This is a genomic window from Limibacillus sp. MBR-115 (genome assembly GCF_040549425.1).
GTDB lineage: Bacteria > Pseudomonadota > Alphaproteobacteria > Kiloniellales > CECT-8803 > Limibacillus > Limibacillus halophilus.
Window position 1 is genome coordinate 180232 of record NZ_JBEPTJ010000004.1, and the last position, 15553, is coordinate 195784.

A 15553-nucleotide genomic window follows, 5' to 3' on the forward strand; every position below is an offset into this window, starting at 1 on the left:
AGCAATAATCCTTCGTCTTTTGGTGGGACTAAGTTCGAACGACGCCGTCTTCGGTTGCCTCCAACTCGAAGGCGGCGCGCATAAGGGCTTTGGTATAAGCCTCTTGCGGCGCGTCGAAGATTGAGGCGGACGGTCCTTGCTCCACGACGATGCCGTCCTTCATCACCATGACGTCATGCGCCAAGGCGCGCACAACCCGAAGATCATGGCTGATGAACAGGTATGCCAGACCGTGGCGATCCTGCAGGTCGCGGAGCAGGTCAACGATTTGGGCCTGCACAGACATATCGAGTGCCGAGGTCGGTTCGTCCAAAACGATGAGGCGCGGTTTCAGAACGATGGCGCGGGCAATGGCCACGCGCTGGCGCTGGCCGCCGGAAAATTCGTGGGGGTAGCGATGGCGGCTTTCAGGGTCGAGACCAACCTCCTCGAGCGCCTCGACGATCAGAGAGTCGCGCTCGCTGTGGGACAGATTGGCGGCATGCACCTGCAAGCCCTCGCCAATGATCTGGGCAATCGACAGGCGCGGGGATAGGGAACCATAAGGGTCCTGGAAAACGACCTGCATCTGACTGCGCAACGGGCGGAGATCGCCGCTTGAGAGCGGCTGCAAATCCCGCCCTTCAAAACGTATGCCGCCCTTGCTGGAGATCAAGCGCAACACCGCCATCCCAAGCGTTGTCTTTCCCGAGCCGCTTTCGCCCACGATACCAAGCGTTTGCCCCTGGCGCAGGGCGAGGGTTATGCCGTCGACCGCCTTCACGTGGTCCACCGCGCGCTTCAACAGCCCTTTGCGGATGGGGAAGTGAACCTTGATGTCTTCGGCTTCCAGAAGGAGCTTTGCTTCCTGGGAGGTCTCAAGGGGTGTGCCTTTCGGCTCTGCCGCCAACAGCCGTTGTGTATAGGGATGCTGCGGGTTCTCGAAGATTTCCTGGGCCGGGCCCTGTTCCACGGCCTCTCCATCGGTCATGACGAGGACACGATCGGCCACCTTGCGGACGATGTTGAGGTCATGGGTGATCAGCAGCATGGCCATACCCATCTCCTGCTGCAGTTCCTTCAGCAGCTTGAGTATCTGAGCCTGGATGGTGACGTCCAACGCCGTGGTCGGTTCGTCGGCGATCAGCAAGTCGGGTTCGTTGGCAAGCGCCATGGCGATCATCACGCGCTGGCGTTGCCCGCCGGAAAGTTCGTGCGGGTAGGCCGCCAGGCGGCGCGCCGGATCTGGAATCCCCACAAGCTTGAGAAGCTCCAGGGTGCGTTTGCGCGCGGCTTCGCGACCTAGACCCTTGTGCAGCAACAGCGTTTCGCCGATCTGCTTCTCGACGCTATGCAACGGGTTTAGCGAGGTCATCGGCTCCTGAAAGATCATGGAGATCTTGTTGCCCCGAACCGAGCGTAATGACTTCGTAGAGGCGCCAACCAGTTCCTCGCCCTGGAACAGGATTGAACTTCCTGCCGGGTGGCTGGCGACAGGGTAGGGCAGCAGTTGCAAGATAGAGAGCGCGGATACGGACTTACCCGACCCGCTTTCGCCGACCAGCGCAACGGTCTCGCCTTTGTCCAGGCTGTAGCTAAGGCGCCGGACAGCTTGCACGGTGCGCCCCGGCAGCCGAAAATCGACCGAGAGGTTCCTGATCTCAAGAAGGGGACTTTTCTCGCTCATCAGGCGGGTTCCTCGATGGTGGCGCTGGTTGCGGTCTCGGGCGGCGGTGGCTCCCCGGCGAACAGCTTGCGCGGGTCGAAGGCGTCACGCACGGCCTCGCCGATGAAAACCAGCAAGCTCAGCATGATGGCGATGGTGAAGAAACCGGTCAGGCCCAACCACGGCGCCTGGAGATTGGCCTTTCCCTGCGCCAGAAGTTCGCCCAGTGAGGCCGACCCCGGCGGCAAGCCGATCCCCAGAAAATCGAGTGCCGTCAACGTCGTGATCGAGCCTGAAAGGATAAAGGGCATGAAGGTAAGCGTTGCGACCATGGCATTCGGCAGGACGTGCCGGAACATAATCACCCGGTCGGTCACGCCAAGCGCGCGCGCCGCGCGCACATAATCCAGATTGCGGACCTTCAGAAACTCCGCGCGCACGACACCAACGAGACCCATCCAGGAGAACAGCAGCATCAGTCCCAGCAGGAGCCAGAAGTTGGGCTCGATCAAACTGGCCAGGATGATCAGCAGGTAAAGAATCGGCAGACCGGACCAGATTTCAATGAACCGCTGGAAGATCAGATCTGTCCAACCGCCGAAGTAGCCTTGTACGGCGCCCGCGGCTACGCCGACGACCGACGAGATCAGCGTCAGGGCCAGACCGAAGATAACGGAAATGCGAAAGCCGTGAATCAGCCTCGCGACAACGTCGCGGGCTTGATCATCCGTGCCTAGCCAGTGTTCTCCGTCAGGGGCCGAGGGTGCGGGCGTCGGCAGGTCCCACGCGACGGTGCGGTGGTCATAGGGAATGATCGGCTCGATCATGAAACCCTTGTCCGAGATCAACGCGCGCACATAAGGGTCGCCGTAGTCGGTTCGGGTGAGGAACTCGCCGCCGAAGGTCGTCTCCGGATAATCCTTGAGCACCGGCAGATAAATGCCGCCGTCGTAGTAGACGAGGATCGGTTCATCGTTTGCCACGACTTCCGCAAAAAGGGAGATGAAGAACAGCGCCAGGAAAATCCAAAGCGACCAGAATCCTCGGCCGTTGGCGCGGAAATTGTGCAGCCGCCGTCGCGTAATCGGTGAGATGGACACGCCAAGAAAACGATCCTGCTTTACGGTGTTCGGGCGGGTCATGATGTTCAGACCTCCCGGCTTTCGAAGTCGATTCTTGGATCGATGATGGTGTACATCAGGTCGCCCACCAAGTTGAGCAGCAACCCCAATAGGGAGAAGAAAAACAACGTGCCGAATATGACCGGATAGTCGCGCTGGAAAGCTGCTTCAAAGCCCAAGAGGCCTAAGCCGTCGAGCGAGAAAATAACCTCGATCAATAGGGCGCCCGTGAAGATCACCGATATGAATGCGCCGGGAAAACCGGCAATGACGATCAACATGGCGTTACGGAAGACATGGCCGTAAAGCACGCGTCTTTCCGTCAGCCCCTTGGCCCGGGCGGTAATCACATACTGCTGTCCGATCTGATCGAGGAACGAATTCTTGGTAAGCATCGTCAATCCGGCGAAGCCGCCGACCACCATGGCCGTTATCGGCAGTGCGAGATGCCAGAAATAGTCCACGATCTTTTGCGGCCACGAGAGTTGGTCGAAGTTGTCTGACGTCAAACCGCGCAGCGGGAACCAATCGAGATAACTGCCGCCGGCGAACACCACGATCAGCAGAATCGCGAAGAGGAAAGACGGTATCGCATAGCCAACGATGACCACACCGCTGGTCCAGATATCGAAGCGGCTGCCATCGCGGACCGCTTTGGATATTCCAAGCGGAATGGAAACCAGATAGATCAGGATCGTCGACCAGAGTCCGAGAGAAATAGAGACCGGTAGCTTGTCTATGACGAGTTCGACGACGTCCCGGTCGCGGAAGAAACTCTTGCCGAAATCGAAAACGATATAGTTCCGCATCATCAGGAAGAAACGCTCTAGCGGCGGTTTGTCGAAGCCGAACATGCGCTCCAACTCGACGATAAAGGCCGGGTCGAGACCTTGCGCGCCGCGATAGGTACCCTGCTGCCCAGCGGCTGTCGTGCTGCTGCCGCCGCCGCCGGCAACCTCTCCGCCGCCACCCCGAGATACGCGCTCGACGATGGCGGTGCCCTCGCCGGTAATCTGGGAAATCAGCTGTTCGACCGGACCGCCGGGGGCTGCCTGGATGACGGCGAAGTTGATCACCATGATTCCGAAGAGCGTCGGGATGATCAGAAAGAGGCGGCGGATGATATAGGCCAGCATGGGTCTTACCTTACTCCGTCGCTTTGCTGTTGCTGTCGGCGGTCTGACGGCGTCGGCTGAGCTTGTCCGCTTTGGCTCTGTCGATCCACCAGGAATCTATCTGCGCGCCATTCTTAGGTACGATCTCGGGTTGTCCGAAGATATCCCAATAAGCGATGCGGTCGATGCGGATGTGCCAATTTGGGACCACGTAATGACCCCATAGAAGGACACGATCCAACGCACGCGTCGTGGCCACGAGGCTTTCGCGGTCCGGCGCGGCGATCAGTTGCTCGATCAGGCTATCGACGACCGGGTCGCAAACACCGGTCAGATTGCGGCTGCCCGGTGACTCGGCAGCCTGGCACCCCCAGAAATTGCGCTGCTCGTTGCCGGGGGAATCCGATTGACCCCAACTTCCGACAATCATGTCGAACTCAAAGCTGCGGATGCGGTTGACGTACTGCGAGGAATCGACAAGCCGGACCCGTGCGTCGATGCCGAGGCGCCGTAGGTTCCGAATGTAGGGAAGGACGATGCGTTCGAAGGCCGGCGAGGATAGCAAAATCTCGAAGCCCATCTGCTTGCCGGTCTCTGCGTTCACCATCTTCATGTCACGAACAACCCACCCGGCTTCCTCGAGTAAAGCGAAGGCTTGCCGGAGGTTGTCGCGCGGCCAACCACTGCCGTCGGTCGAAGGAACGCTGTAGGTCTCGGTGAAGACTTCCGGCGGCAAGCTGTCGCGATAGGATTCCAGGATTTCCAGTTCCGCGCCTGTCGGCAATCCACGGGATGCCAGTTCCGAATTGGAAAAATAGCTTTCTGTGCGGGTGTACTGGCTGAAAAACAGGTTGCGGTTCGTCCATTCGAAGTCGAACGCAAAGGCCAAAGCCCGTCGAACGAGACGATTGTCGAAAGGCGCGCGGCGGGTGTTCATGGCAAACGACTGCATGCCGGTCGGCCGTTCGTTTGGAATTTCCGCCAGAATCACCTTGCCGTCTCGCACCGCTTGAACATCGTAATCGACGGCCCACGCCTTGGCTTGATTCTCGACGCGCAGATCGATGTCGCCGCCCTTGAGCGCTTCGCGCACGATGGTGTCGTCGCGGTAATAGTCGTAGCGAATTTCGTCCCAGTTGTTACGGCCCTTTTGTACCGGCAGATCGCGCGCCCAATAGTTCTCGACCCGTTTGTAGGTGACGAACCGCCCAGGCTCGAAACTTTCGACTTTGTAAGGACCGCTGCCCAGGGGAGGTTCCAGGGTCGTCGTCGAAAAATCCCGGGTCTCCCAGTAATGCTTCGGCAAGATGGACAACTGCCCGATGATGAGCGGCAACTCCCGGTTTCCGGTCTCGCTGAAGGTGAAGCGGACCGTTCGCGGCCCGGTAATTTCCGTCGAGGCCACGCTCCCGTAGTAGAAGCGGTAGAAGGGATGGCCCTGGGTCCGCAAGAGATCGAGAGAAAATATAACGTCCTCGACGGTGATCGGCTTGCCGTCATGCCAGTAGGCATCGTCACGCAGCGTGAAGGCCACCCACGAGCGATCATCCGGCCATTCGACGCTCTCACAAAGCAGGCAGTACTCCGTAAAGGCCTCGTCGGCGCTGGATTCCATCAGAGAATCATAGATTCTCCCGATGCCGGCCGCCGCCTCGCCCTTGATAATGAAGTTGTTGAAGGAGTCGAAAGCGCCAACATCCGCGAGCCGCAAGCTGCCGCCTTTGGGTGCTTCCGGATTCACGTAATCGAAGTGCTTAAAGTCGGGCCCGTACTTGGGTTCGCCATGCATCGCGATGGCATTCGATTTGTGAACGGCCGGACCTGATTCGGATTGCTGCGCGGTGACATCGCTCGAGGGCCACAACAGGGCTGCTGCGATTGCCAGGACTGGAAACAGGAACCTGCGCGTTGGCGACATCTCCAGCGACTTTGCCTCCCGTTAGGGTTTCTCGTTGAACCTCGATGAGGTTCTGGTCGGACACCGGTCAGCCAACGATGTGATGGCCTTTTCGCGACAGGTCAAGACCCTGCCTGAACCGAATGCAGCCTAAAGCGACTCGGCAAGGAGGGAAAGAGTTGCCTCCAGGCACCTGCGGTCTCCCGCTGCAATCACGCTGCCGTCCGATTGCAGGGTCAAAGGCGCGCCTTGCCAGTCGGTCATGATACCACCGGCCTCCTCGATCACCGGAACCAAGGCCATGTAGTCGTACACGCCCAGGCTCGACTCCACCACAAGGTCCACGAAACCGCTGGCAAGCAATCCGAAACCGTAACAATCGTTGCCCCAGGTGGTGAAGCGAACCGCCTCGCTGAGACGTTGGAAGGCAGGAATTTTCGGTCCCTTGAACATCTCCGGCGCCGTTGCCGTCAGCATGGCGTCGGACAGGGTAGGGCAGGCGCGAACATGACTTTTGTGCGTGCCTCTGTAATCGGTAAAAAGTGTTCCCAGCCCGCGCGCCGCTGCCCATCGCTCATGCTTCATGGGCATGTCGATCAATCCCAGCAAAGGCTCGCCATTCCAGGTGAGCGCGAAAAGCGACCCGTAACCAATATTGCCGGTGACAAACTGCTTGGTGCCGTCAATCGGGTCGATTACCCAGATAAACTCCGCATCGCCGCGGCTGACGCCTTGCTCCTCGCCGATGATTCCGTGCTTTGGGAAGTGTTTTTCGAAAACCGCACGCGCCGCCAACTCAGCTTCCCGGTCCGCGCGGGTGACCGGTGACTCGTCGTTCTTGCTGATCACATCGATTTCCCGCCGGAAGTACCCTCGCGTCACCGCTGCTGCCGCATCGGCGGCTTCGGCGGCGATACTCAAACAGCGGTTCAAGAAGTCTGTATCCTGAAAGACCTGGGGCACGCGCAAACTCCTGGATGATAGGGGACGGAAGCGGAACGGCATATTCCCACAAGGCCTCGGGCGAACCAAGAGCAAGCAAGGCTTGCGGGGGGCGGCAAAAAAATTGGGGCCGATTCGATTCGGCCCCAATTTCTTCATTCTTCAACGGCACGTGGCTCCTCGAGCCATAGTCCTTGTGACAGGTCCGAGGCGCGTGTCCTCTATTAGGAATCCTTCTCCGGCAAGGGGGCCGGGGAGGCCGACAGAGACCGCAGATAAAGGATCAAATCGGCGCGGTCCTGGTCATTGCTGATCCCGGCGAATGTCATCTTCGTGCCGGGTGCAAATTCCTTGGGGCTCTTGAGGTAGCTATCGAGACTGCCGAAATCCCAAGCACCTTCCTTGGCGGCCAGCGCGTCAGAGTAGCGATAGCCCTCGTGGTTCGCGATGTCTGCGCCGACCACGCCGTAAAGATTCGGCCCGACCTTGTTGGGTCCGCCCTCGTCAAATGAATGACAAGCGGCGCACTTGCGCGCGACCTTCTGCCCGTTCTCGGCATCACCGGTGATCATCAGGGCAGTCACGGCCGCAGCACCCGCCACGGCTTCGGCGGCATCCGTGACAGCGCCTACCGCGCTACCCGCAGCCTCTGCGACGGCACTGGCGGCATCGCTTGCGGCCTCGGCTACAGTGCTGGCGGCACCCTCGGCTGGCGCGTCGGAGGCATTGCTTTCCTCCGGGCTCGGCAACGGCAGGGGCGACGCGCTCAAGCTGCGCAGATAGGCGATGAGAGCTGCCCGGTCGGCCGGCTTGCTGATTCCGGCAAAGCTCATTTTGGTGCCGGGGGCGTAATCCTTCGGATTGGCCAGGAAAGCGCTAAGGGCCTCATAAGTCCAGGTTTCGCTCGCGGAGCCGAGCAGTCCATCGGAATAGGAAAAGTCGTCCCTGTGTCCGACCTTGGCTCCCACGATGCCATAGAGATTGGGGCCGACCTTGTTTGCGCCCCCTTCCTCAAAGGTATGACATGCGGTGCATTTCTTGGCGACACCCTGGCCGTCTTCGACATTGGCGTCGGCGAGCAGAGCCAGGACCGGATCGACGGTCGGACCCTCATCCACCGTTGCATCGGTTGCTGATTCCAAACCGGCAACGTGGTAGACGCTTTCCTCCAGTTCGTGCTCAGGCACGAGGAGATGGGCGGCGAAGCCCGACGCCATGGCGATTACGCCTCCCGTTAAAACGGCTGCAGCAATTTTATTCAGTTCGAGGGACATCACGCTTCCCCTGGATGTACAAGTATGGTTGGCGCGGGACTTTAGTGCGCACGCGCCCGGCAATCAACAGCATGGACAGCGAAAAGCACTTTTAGCTTTCCGCCTCCCTCATTAACCTTTCGCACGCGGTAAAGCCAGATACAGTTTGCGTTCGGTTCGAAGGCTTTTTACGCGGCAGAGAGTCGCAGCGCCAGCATAGAAGGTGGCGCTTCAACCCAAAAGACGAGGATATCATGGCCGAGGCCCAAAACCCGATCGTTGTAATTCCGGCCCGCATGGCGGCAAGCCGCCTGCCCGGCAAGCCGCTTGCCCAGATTGCAGGGGTGCCAATGATCGTGCAGGTTTTGCGGCGCGCTCAAGAGGCGGATGTCGGACCGGTTGTCGTGGCGGCAGGCGATCGGGAAATCCTGGAGGCGGTGGAAGCGGCGGGCGGCCGTGCAATTATGACGGATCCGGATTTGCCCAGCGGGTCCGACCGAATCCATCAGGCCCTGGAACGTTGCGACCCCGAGCGCAGGCACAATGTCGTGGTCAATCTCCAAGGCGACCTTCCGACTTTGGATTCGGCGGCATTACGCACTGTCCTGGTCCCGCTGAGCGATACCAGCGTGGATATCGCGACCCTTTGCGCGGAAATCAAAGAAGAAGCCGAGCGCACCAACCCGAACGTGGTCAAGATCGCCTGTCTTTTCGAAGGTCCAGGGCGTCAGGCGAAGGCGCTCTATTTCAGTCGAGCGCCGATACCTTGGGACCAAGGCAATACCGCTCTTCCGCTCTATCACCACATCGGTATCTACGCTTACCGGCGCCAGGCCTTGGATCGTTTTGTGTCTTTGCCGCCATCACCACTTGAAAAGCGCGAGAAGCTGGAGCAATTACGGGCTCTGGAAGCTGGCATGCGGCTTGGCGTCGCCTGCGTTGACACCATACCACTGGGTGTCGATACTCCGGCCGACTTGGAGCGCGCCCGGCAGATGCTTTCGGCCCGCACTTGAAGCGCGAGAACCGGGACTTTTAAGCGTGACCAGACCTTTATCATCAGCAAATTGCGAGACCAGCAGATGGCGCAGAAAAAAATAGCCTTTCAAGGCGTCCCGGGTGCTTACTCCGACATGGCCTGCCGGACGGTTTTCCCGGCCTACGAAACACTGCCTTGCTCGTCTTTCGAGGATACCTTTGGCGCGGTGGTCTCGGACAACGCCCAATTCGCTATGATCCCAATCGACAACTCCAGTGCCGGGCGTGTGGCCGACATCCATCATTTGTTGCCAAGCTCAGGCCTGCATATCATCGGCGAACATTTCCATAAGGTCGAACATCAACTCCTGGCGCCGGAGGGTGTGACGCTGGAGGATGTGAAAATCGTACGTAGCCATGTGCATGCCCTGTCGCAGTGCCGGCGTATGATCAAGGAGCGAGGCTGGAAGGCGATCGTTCATGCCGACACCGCCGGTTCCGCTGCCGAACTCGCGGAGAAGAAGTCTCCCAACGAAGCCGCCATCGCATCCAAGCTGGCGGGCGAGATTTACGGCCTGAAATCGCTGGCCAGCAACATCGAGGACGAGGCGCACAATACAACGCGCTTCATAATCATGGCCCGCGATCCGATCCATCCCGAGCCCGAGACGGGTCCGGTCGTAACGAGTTTCGTATTCCGCGTGCGTTCGGTTCCGGCGGCGCTTTACAAGGCGTTGGGCGGCTTTGCGACCAACGGCGTCAACCTGACCAAGTTGGAGAGCTACATCCTGGATGGATCCTTCAATGTCGCGCAGTTTTATGCCGATATCGAAGGTCACCCTGATAATCGTTCTGTGAGGCTGGCCCTGGAAGAACTCAGCTTCTTCTCTCGAGAAGTGAAGATTCTCGGTGTTTATCCGGCCAGCCCATTTCGCAGACAGGAAAACGGCACCGGGGGATTCTGAACAGCGTAGGCGACGGCGCTTGGTGGGTTCAAAAGTCGTCGTTCAGCCAGCTTGTCACTAGGTGCCGGGCTATGGAATCCCGCCTTGGCAGACGCAGTGTGTCGTCTTCCGGGGCGTTCAAGAGTTCATCCCGTGTAAACCAAGCGGCGCTCTCCAACTCGTTGGGATCGATTTTCAGGGTGTGTTCGTTCGTACGGGCAAAAAATCCCAACATGATGGAGGAGGGAAAAGGCCAGGGCTGGGACGAGTGGTAGACCACATCGCTTACCGCCAAGCCGACTTCCTCGAACACCTCTCGGGCGACGGCCTCCTCCAGGCTTTCGCCTGGCTCGACGAACCCAGCCAATGTCGAGTGCATGCCGCTCGGCCAAGCTTGTTGGCGGCCCAGGACGCAGCGCTCGCCGTCGTGCACCAACATGATGACGGCGGGATCGGTGCGCGGGAAATGCAGCGCGCCGCACCCCTCATTGGTGCAGCGCCGCTGATGCCCGGCATTCTCCGATCGTGTGGGCGAGCCACAAACCCCGCAGTACCCATGCCGCTGGTGCCACCAGCACAGGCCGCGCGCATAGGCCAGCAGCGACCCCTCCCAACGATCGAGCAGCGGTCCGACCCGCCGCAGATCCTCGAAGTTGGCTTCACCCAGGGCTTCAATGACGGTGACATCGCTCGGATTGTCGTACTGACTGAGATCGAGCGCGGCGAAGGTTACTTCTTCGCGATGTCCCAGGAGGAAAGGCTCATGACCGCTCGCCAGCAAGCGTTCCATCTGATCCAGACTATCCAGAAACAGGGGCCGCGGCGCTTCCGGATTTGAAATGAGGTTGTGGTTGCGCCACACCGGTACCAACCGCAGGCGTCCGGTCCGAATCGCCAGGGTTATCCATGCCGGATCGCGGCGCAGAAGTTCTGCGCGATCCAAGCCTCCGCCGCTATAGAAATTAGTCCGTGTCATGACGCTAAACTGCCCCTTTCCTCAGAGTCTGGCAACGGGAACCGATGACACAGGATTTTTGCGCCGCTTTACCCTTGCCCCAAGCGCCCTTTCTGTGGCTATAGTGGGCTTGGGTGGCTGGCGGCGGACGAGTCCCTCGCCAACCCGGTCAGGTCCGGAAGGAAGCAGCCGTAACGAGTTCGGCTCGGGTCGTCTGTCCAGCCTCCCACCCCATTGCGGTCATGAGACCGTGACGGCGAGGTCGTAATTCCCGCAACAGCCCCAAGCATCTATGACCGATGAAACCGCCGACAGGACCGACACCGCGCCCCAGGCGCCTTATCGAGTCCTGGCACGCAAGTATCGGCCCAGTAATTTCTCCGAGCTGATCGGCCAGGGGGCGTTGGTGCGCACCTTGACCAACGCCATCAACGGCGGGCGTTTGGCGCATGCTTTCGTATTGACCGGTGTGCGTGGTGTCGGCAAGACCACCACCGCGCGGATTCTGGCCAAAGCCCTCAATTGCATTGGTCCGGACGGTAGCGGGCAGGCCACGGCGGCGCCTTGCGGCGTTTGCGATCATTGTAAGGCCATAGCCGAGGACCGCGACGTTGATGTGATAGAGATGGACGCGGCCAGCCGCACCGGCGTCGACGATATGCGCGAACTGCTCGACGGTGTGCGGTACCGTCCGGTTTCCGCGCGTTACAAGGTCTATATCATCGACGAGGTGCATATGCTCTCAACCAGCGCGTTCAACGCGCTGTTGAAGACCCTTGAAGAGCCGCCTGAGCACGTGGTTTTCGTCTTTGCCACGACGGAAATTCGCAAGGTTCCCGTCACCGTTCTCTCGCGATGCCAACGCTTTGATCTACGCCGCGTCGATCAAGTGGAGCTGGTCACGCATTTCCAAAGCCTGCTGGCGCGCGAGAAGGTGTCAGCCGATGACTTGGCGATTGCCATGATCGCTCGCGCCGCTGACGGCTCGGTCCGAGATGGGCTATCGCTGCTCGATCAAGCCATCGCGCTGGGCGGCGGAAAGGTGGAGAGCGAACTGGTGCGGGAGATGCTGGGGTTAGCCGATCGCTCCCAGATATTCGATTTGCTGGATCACCTGATGGGCGGCCGCATTCAAGAAGCTTTGGCGGTGATGGGCGATCTACATGCCAAGGGCGCTGATCCTGCTGTGGTTTTGCAAGACCTTCTTGAGCTGACTCACTGGCTGACCCGGGCAAAGCTTATTCCGCAGAACGCGGCGGAAGCCGGATTGCCGGAGGCAGAGCGCGTTCGGGGACGGGCCATGGCTGAAGCGCTTTCGATGCCGGTTCTGTCGCGCGCTTGGCAGATTCTGCTGAAGGGCTTGCAGGAAACCCAGTTCGCTCCGGCGCCGCTTAGCGCCGCCGAGATGGTATTGATCCGCCTGGCCCATATCAGCGACCTGCCGCCACCGGGCGACCTGGTAAAGCGCTTGATGGGTCAGAAGGACGCTTCAGGCGGCACTCCAGGCAACACGAAAGGCAGGCCCGAGGGTGGCAGCGATGCCCCCCGCGCCCGGTTGGTCAGTAGCGGTGGCGGTGGCGCCGGCTTGCCGCAACCGCAGGAGGCGCCGCAGACCAGTTCAGAAAGCGAGCCGCAAAGCGAAGATGCCCCCGAGCCTGTTACAGCGCCAGCGCCTCAGGCGGAAATTCCCAAGGATTTCGAGGCGGTTGCAGCTCTTTGTAGCCGGATGAAGGAGCCACGATTGGCGGCTCTATTGGTCAATGAGGTAAATCTTGTCGCCTTCGAGCCCGGTCGTATAGAAATCCGCCCAAGTGAGCGTGCGCCGCGTGATTTGGCCGGACGCCTATCGCGCTTTTTGACCGAGTGGACGCAAATGCGCTGGGTGGTTACGGTCTCCGGCGCCGCCGGAGAGGCAACTCTGTCTGAGCAACGCGCCGATGCCGAGGCGGCCGAACGTCGTCAGGTTCTGGCGGAACCCCTGGTGCGCAGCGTCCAGGAATTGTTCCCCGGCGCGAAGTTGATCGCGATCACGGGCGCCTCCCTCGAAACGGAGGCTGTCGAGGAGGCCCTGTCGAATTTAGGGTTGGATGACGATTTGGAAGTGGACCCGGAAGCTCTGGAAGCTTTCCTGGGCGATGGGGAGGATCTGGAATGAAGAATCTTGGGCAGATGATGAAGCAGGCCCAGCAAATGCAGGCCAAGATGGCGGAGATGCAGGAGCAATTGGCGGCCGCGGAAGTCACGGGCGTTGCTGGGGGTGGCTTGGTGCAGGTGACGATGAATGGGAAGGGCGAGTTACGGAATCTCTCCATTGAGCCATCATTGGTTGATCCGAATGACGTGGAAGTTCTGGAGGACCTGATCGTCGCCGCAGCAAACGACGCGAAGGCGAAAGTCGAAGCCTACGTGCAAGAACAGATGCAGGAAATTACCGGCGGTATGCAGCTTCCTCCCGGCCTTAAATTACCGTTTTGAGCCTCAGGCGAAGGAGCTTCGTACCGCTGTGAGCGCTGGTGAAATCGAGAGGCTGATACAGCTTTTGGCCCGCTTGCCGGGACTAGGCCCTCGATCCGCGCGCCGGGCGGCGCTGGCGCTGTTGGAGCGGCGCGAGCAGCTGTTGGTGCCACTGGCCGCGGCGTTGCAGCAGACCGCGGAGCGGGTTGTGTCCTGCGGTCGTTGCGGCAACCTCGATTCCCAAGACCCCTGCAGCCTTTGTGTCGATCCTGTTCGAGACGACAGTCTCATCTGTGTCGTGGAAGAAGTAGCGGATCTCTGGGCGCTTGAACGTAGCGGCGCTTTCAAGGGGCGCTACCATGTCTTGGGCGGGACCCTGTCGGCGCTTGATGGCCGCGGCCCCGAGGAACTCCGTGTTGCAAGCCTTGTCGAGCGTGCCTCCGACACGAAGGTGGTCGAGGTGATCTTTGCCCTGGGCGCTACGGTCGATGGCCAAACCACGGCCCATTATCTGGCCGAAAGGCTGGCTGGTTGCGATGTCAGGCTGTCGCGGCTTGCACATGGCGTCCCGGTCGGCGGACAGCTCGACTATCTGGATGACGGTACGCTTACCGCGGCTATGCGCGCGCGCAGTCCAGCCGCCTCTTCTTGATCTTTATCCTGCCATGTTCTTAGCCTAGGTTCGGTTACAATCGAGTCTGCGCATAGCGGTTTTTCTTTCTATGAAGTAAGGGGTGCAGATCATGGTCAATTCGCGAGCTTGCGTTGCAGCCGCCCTAATTCTGTTGGCTAGCGTCGGATCAGGCCAGGCCGAGCCGTTGCGGCTGCCATCGTCCCAAAGAGATCTATCGGTGACGATCTACACCAGCAATCTAGCGTTCTTCGCCGATGCGCGTGCGGTAACGCTGCAACAAGGCGAGACAATCCTTGAGATCGAGGGAATCAGTAAAAATCTGATCCCGGAAAGCCTTTTCGTCGAGGGAAAGGGTTTTCACGTGCAGGAGCAAAGCTTCCGCCCGGCCAATTTGACGCCCGCAGCGCTGCTGCGCGCTTCGGTGGGCGAGAACGTACGGGTCGAGATCGCAGCCGAAGGGGACGATAGCGACATTCGAATTGTCGAGGGAGAGTTGCTGTCGGTTGATGGTGGCGCGCTGGTGCGCATCGGTGAGGAAGTCCGCATCGTAGCGGCCGATAGGGTGCTTTTCCCGGGCGTTCCGGACGCCCTGGATGCCAACGACCTTTTGGAGGTGCGGCTCGATACACAGAATGCCGGGGCAGGGGATGCGGTGATTGGTTACCTTGCGCAGGGTTTCTCATGGACTGCCGACTACGTCGCCAAATTGGACAACAACGAGGAACACCTTGCCATTGTCGCCAAGGCAACGCTCCGGAATGATACCGATGAAAGCTATGAGCATGCCCATGTGAGCCTGGTGGCGGGTGACATTTCCCGTGTGCGGCCGCAGCCGGCAATGCCTGTCAAAGCACAGTTCGAGATGATGTCAGGCGATGCGAGTGCTGGCATGCGCGCCGCCATGCCGCAGCAGGAAACTGCGGGCGAATATCACCGTTACGTGCTGCCATCCCGTGTCAGCCTTCCGGCCGGAACGGTAAAACAAGTCGTCTTCCTAGAGGCGAACTCGGTTGCCGTCACCAAGCGTTATCGCATTGAGAACTTGCTGCGCGCGCAAACAACGCAGGGAGATAAGTTGGGGCCGGTCAACGCTTCAGTCGATATGCTGTTGAAAAACGAGAGATCGGAGGGGCTTGGTCGCCCACTTCCTGCCGGTGTCTGGCGTGTCTACGGAGAATCGCCTGAAGGCGGCGCCTTGCTGTTGGGGGAATCCCGCCAGGATCATCTGGCTGAGAACGGCGAGGCTACCCTGACGCTGGGGGCAGCCTTCGATATCACGGCCGAAGCTGTAACGAACGACTACAAGCAGGTGTCGAACCGCTCCTTCGAAACCGAACAAACCGTCACGGTGAAGAATGCCAAGAACGAAGCGGTTCAGGTCGAGTTGGTTGGCGATTACCCGCCGAACACGCGCGTTTTGAAAGAGACCCAGGCTCATGAAGCCGTTTCCGCGACGCGCCTGCTTTGGAACCTGCAGGTCCCGCCAAAGGGTGAATCTGTTCTGGTGTACCGGGTGCTCGTCAGTTACTGATCTTAGTCGAAAAGTCGAGTCTGGGGGCGGAGCGGCGGTTTTTCGCATAATGCCCCTTTGATTTTGCTTGTATCAGAGACTATC

Annotated in this window: 13 protein-coding genes and 1 other RNA gene; 7 read left to right on the forward strand and 7 right to left on the reverse strand. The window is 59.8% G+C overall.

The annotated features are described in order from the left end of the window. Positions 1-28: 28 nt before the first annotated feature. From ABIE63_RS10565 to ABIE63_RS10590, 6 genes are all read right to left on the reverse strand, one after another. Positions 29-1666 (reverse strand): ABC transporter ATP-binding protein, encoded by a 1638-nt coding sequence (locus ABIE63_RS10565; protein WP_354504443.1) that lies wholly within the window; start codon positions 1664-1666, stop codon positions 29-31. Beyond that, positions 1666-2787: an ABC transporter permease gene (locus ABIE63_RS10570; RefSeq protein WP_354504444.1), complete on the reverse strand. Its 1122-nt coding sequence runs from the start codon at positions 2785-2787 to the stop codon at positions 1666-1668. Before ABIE63_RS10570 ends, ABIE63_RS10565 begins: the two co-directional genes overlap by 1 nt. A 5-nt stretch (positions 2788-2792) precedes the next feature. Then, on the reverse strand, positions 2793-3902 hold the full coding sequence (gene yejB, locus ABIE63_RS10575) for a microcin C ABC transporter permease YejB (protein ID WP_354504445.1): 1110 nt from the start codon (positions 3900-3902) through the stop codon (positions 2793-2795). Between the two features lie 10 nt (positions 3903-3912). Next, positions 3913-5799 (reverse strand): extracellular solute-binding protein, encoded by a 1887-nt coding sequence (locus ABIE63_RS10580; RefSeq protein ID WP_354504446.1) that lies wholly within the window; start codon positions 5797-5799, stop codon positions 3913-3915. 129 nt (positions 5800-5928) lie between these two features. Next, a complete protein-coding gene (locus tag ABIE63_RS10585; protein ID WP_322091251.1) occupies positions 5929-6741 on the reverse strand; it encodes an inositol monophosphatase family protein in 813 nt (270 codons plus the stop codon). Between the two features lie 203 nt (positions 6742-6944). After that, entirely contained in the window at positions 6945-7994 is a 1050-nt protein-coding gene (locus ABIE63_RS10590) for a cytochrome c family protein (protein ID WP_354504447.1), read from the reverse strand. Between the two features lie 233 nt (positions 7995-8227). Here ABIE63_RS10590 and ABIE63_RS10595 point away from each other — a divergent pair, with 233 nt between their 5' ends. Together ABIE63_RS10595 and ABIE63_RS10600 are read left to right on the forward strand one after the other, a co-directional pair. Further along, a complete protein-coding gene (locus ABIE63_RS10595) occupies positions 8228-8989 on the forward strand; it encodes a 3-deoxy-manno-octulosonate cytidylyltransferase (RefSeq protein ID WP_183416954.1) in 762 nt (253 codons plus the stop codon). Between the two features lie 66 nt (positions 8990-9055). After that, on the forward strand, positions 9056-9916 hold the full coding sequence (locus tag ABIE63_RS10600) for a prephenate dehydratase (protein WP_354504448.1): 861 nt from the start codon (positions 9056-9058) through the stop codon (positions 9914-9916). A gap of 28 nt (positions 9917-9944) precedes the next feature. On the opposite strand, the gene nudC is transcribed toward ABIE63_RS10600, so the two are convergent. Then, on the reverse strand, positions 9945-10871 hold the full coding sequence (gene nudC, locus ABIE63_RS10605; RefSeq protein ID WP_354504449.1) for an NAD(+) diphosphatase: 927 nt from the start codon (positions 10869-10871) through the stop codon (positions 9945-9947). Between the two features lie 112 nt (positions 10872-10983). Between nudC and ffs the strand changes: the two genes are divergently transcribed. The 5 genes from ffs (at position 10984) to ABIE63_RS10630 (ending at position 15469) form a co-directional block, all read left to right on the forward strand. Beyond that, an RNA gene (gene ffs / locus ABIE63_RS10610) (signal recognition particle sRNA small type) lies at positions 10984-11080 on the forward strand. A gap of 62 nt (positions 11081-11142) precedes the next feature. Further along, complete coding sequence (locus tag ABIE63_RS10615) at positions 11143-13005, forward strand: DNA polymerase III subunit gamma/tau (RefSeq protein ID WP_354504450.1); 1863 nt, start codon at positions 11143-11145, stop codon at positions 13003-13005. Beyond that, positions 13002-13325 (forward strand): YbaB/EbfC family nucleoid-associated protein, encoded by a 324-nt coding sequence (locus ABIE63_RS10620; protein ID WP_183416904.1) that lies wholly within the window; start codon positions 13002-13004, stop codon positions 13323-13325. Before ABIE63_RS10615 ends, ABIE63_RS10620 begins: the two co-directional genes overlap by 4 nt. Before the next feature lie 28 nt (positions 13326-13353). After that, positions 13354-13956 carry a recombination mediator RecR gene (gene recR / locus ABIE63_RS10625; protein ID WP_183416903.1) on the forward strand — a complete coding sequence of 201 codons (603 nt, stop codon included), beginning with the start codon at positions 13354-13356 and terminating at the stop codon, positions 13954-13956. A 91-nt stretch (positions 13957-14047) separates the two neighbouring features. Next, positions 14048-15469, forward strand: a complete 1422-nt coding sequence (locus ABIE63_RS10630) for a DUF4139 domain-containing protein (protein WP_354504451.1) — start codon at positions 14048-14050, stop codon at positions 15467-15469. Positions 15470-15553 lie beyond the last annotated feature (84 nt).

Excerpts from the sequence above, each read along its gene's own strand:
- ABIE63_RS10565 (WP_354504443.1), bottom strand. The coding sequence starts at position 1,666 with ATGAGCGAGAAAAGTCCCCTTCTTGAGATCAGGAACCTCTCGGTCGAT.
- ABIE63_RS10570 (WP_354504444.1), bottom strand. The coding sequence starts at position 2,787 with ATGACCCGCCCGAACACCGTAAAGCAGGATCGTTTTCTTGGCGTGTCC.
- yejB (WP_354504445.1), bottom strand. The coding sequence starts at position 3,902 with ATGCTGGCCTATATCATCCGCCGCCTCTTTCTGATCATCCCGACGCTC.
- ABIE63_RS10580 (WP_354504446.1), bottom strand. The coding sequence starts at position 5,799 with ATGTCGCCAACGCGCAGGTTCCTGTTTCCAGTCCTGGCAATCGCAGCA.
- ABIE63_RS10590 (WP_354504447.1), bottom strand. The coding sequence starts at position 7,994 with ATGTCCCTCGAACTGAATAAAATTGCTGCAGCCGTTTTAACGGGAGGC.
- ABIE63_RS10595 (WP_183416954.1), top strand. The coding sequence starts at position 8,228 with ATGGCCGAGGCCCAAAACCCGATCGTTGTAATTCCGGCCCGCATGGCG.
- ABIE63_RS10600 (WP_354504448.1), top strand. The coding sequence starts at position 9,056 with ATGGCGCAGAAAAAAATAGCCTTTCAAGGCGTCCCGGGTGCTTACTCC.
- nudC (WP_354504449.1), bottom strand. The coding sequence starts at position 10,871 with ATGACACGGACTAATTTCTATAGCGGCGGAGGCTTGGATCGCGCAGAA.
- ABIE63_RS10615 (WP_354504450.1), top strand. The coding sequence starts at position 11,143 with ATGACCGATGAAACCGCCGACAGGACCGACACCGCGCCCCAGGCGCCT.
- ABIE63_RS10620 (WP_183416904.1), top strand. The coding sequence starts at position 13,002 with ATGAAGAATCTTGGGCAGATGATGAAGCAGGCCCAGCAAATGCAGGCC.
- ABIE63_RS10630 (WP_354504451.1), top strand. The coding sequence starts at position 14,048 with ATGGTCAATTCGCGAGCTTGCGTTGCAGCCGCCCTAATTCTGTTGGCT.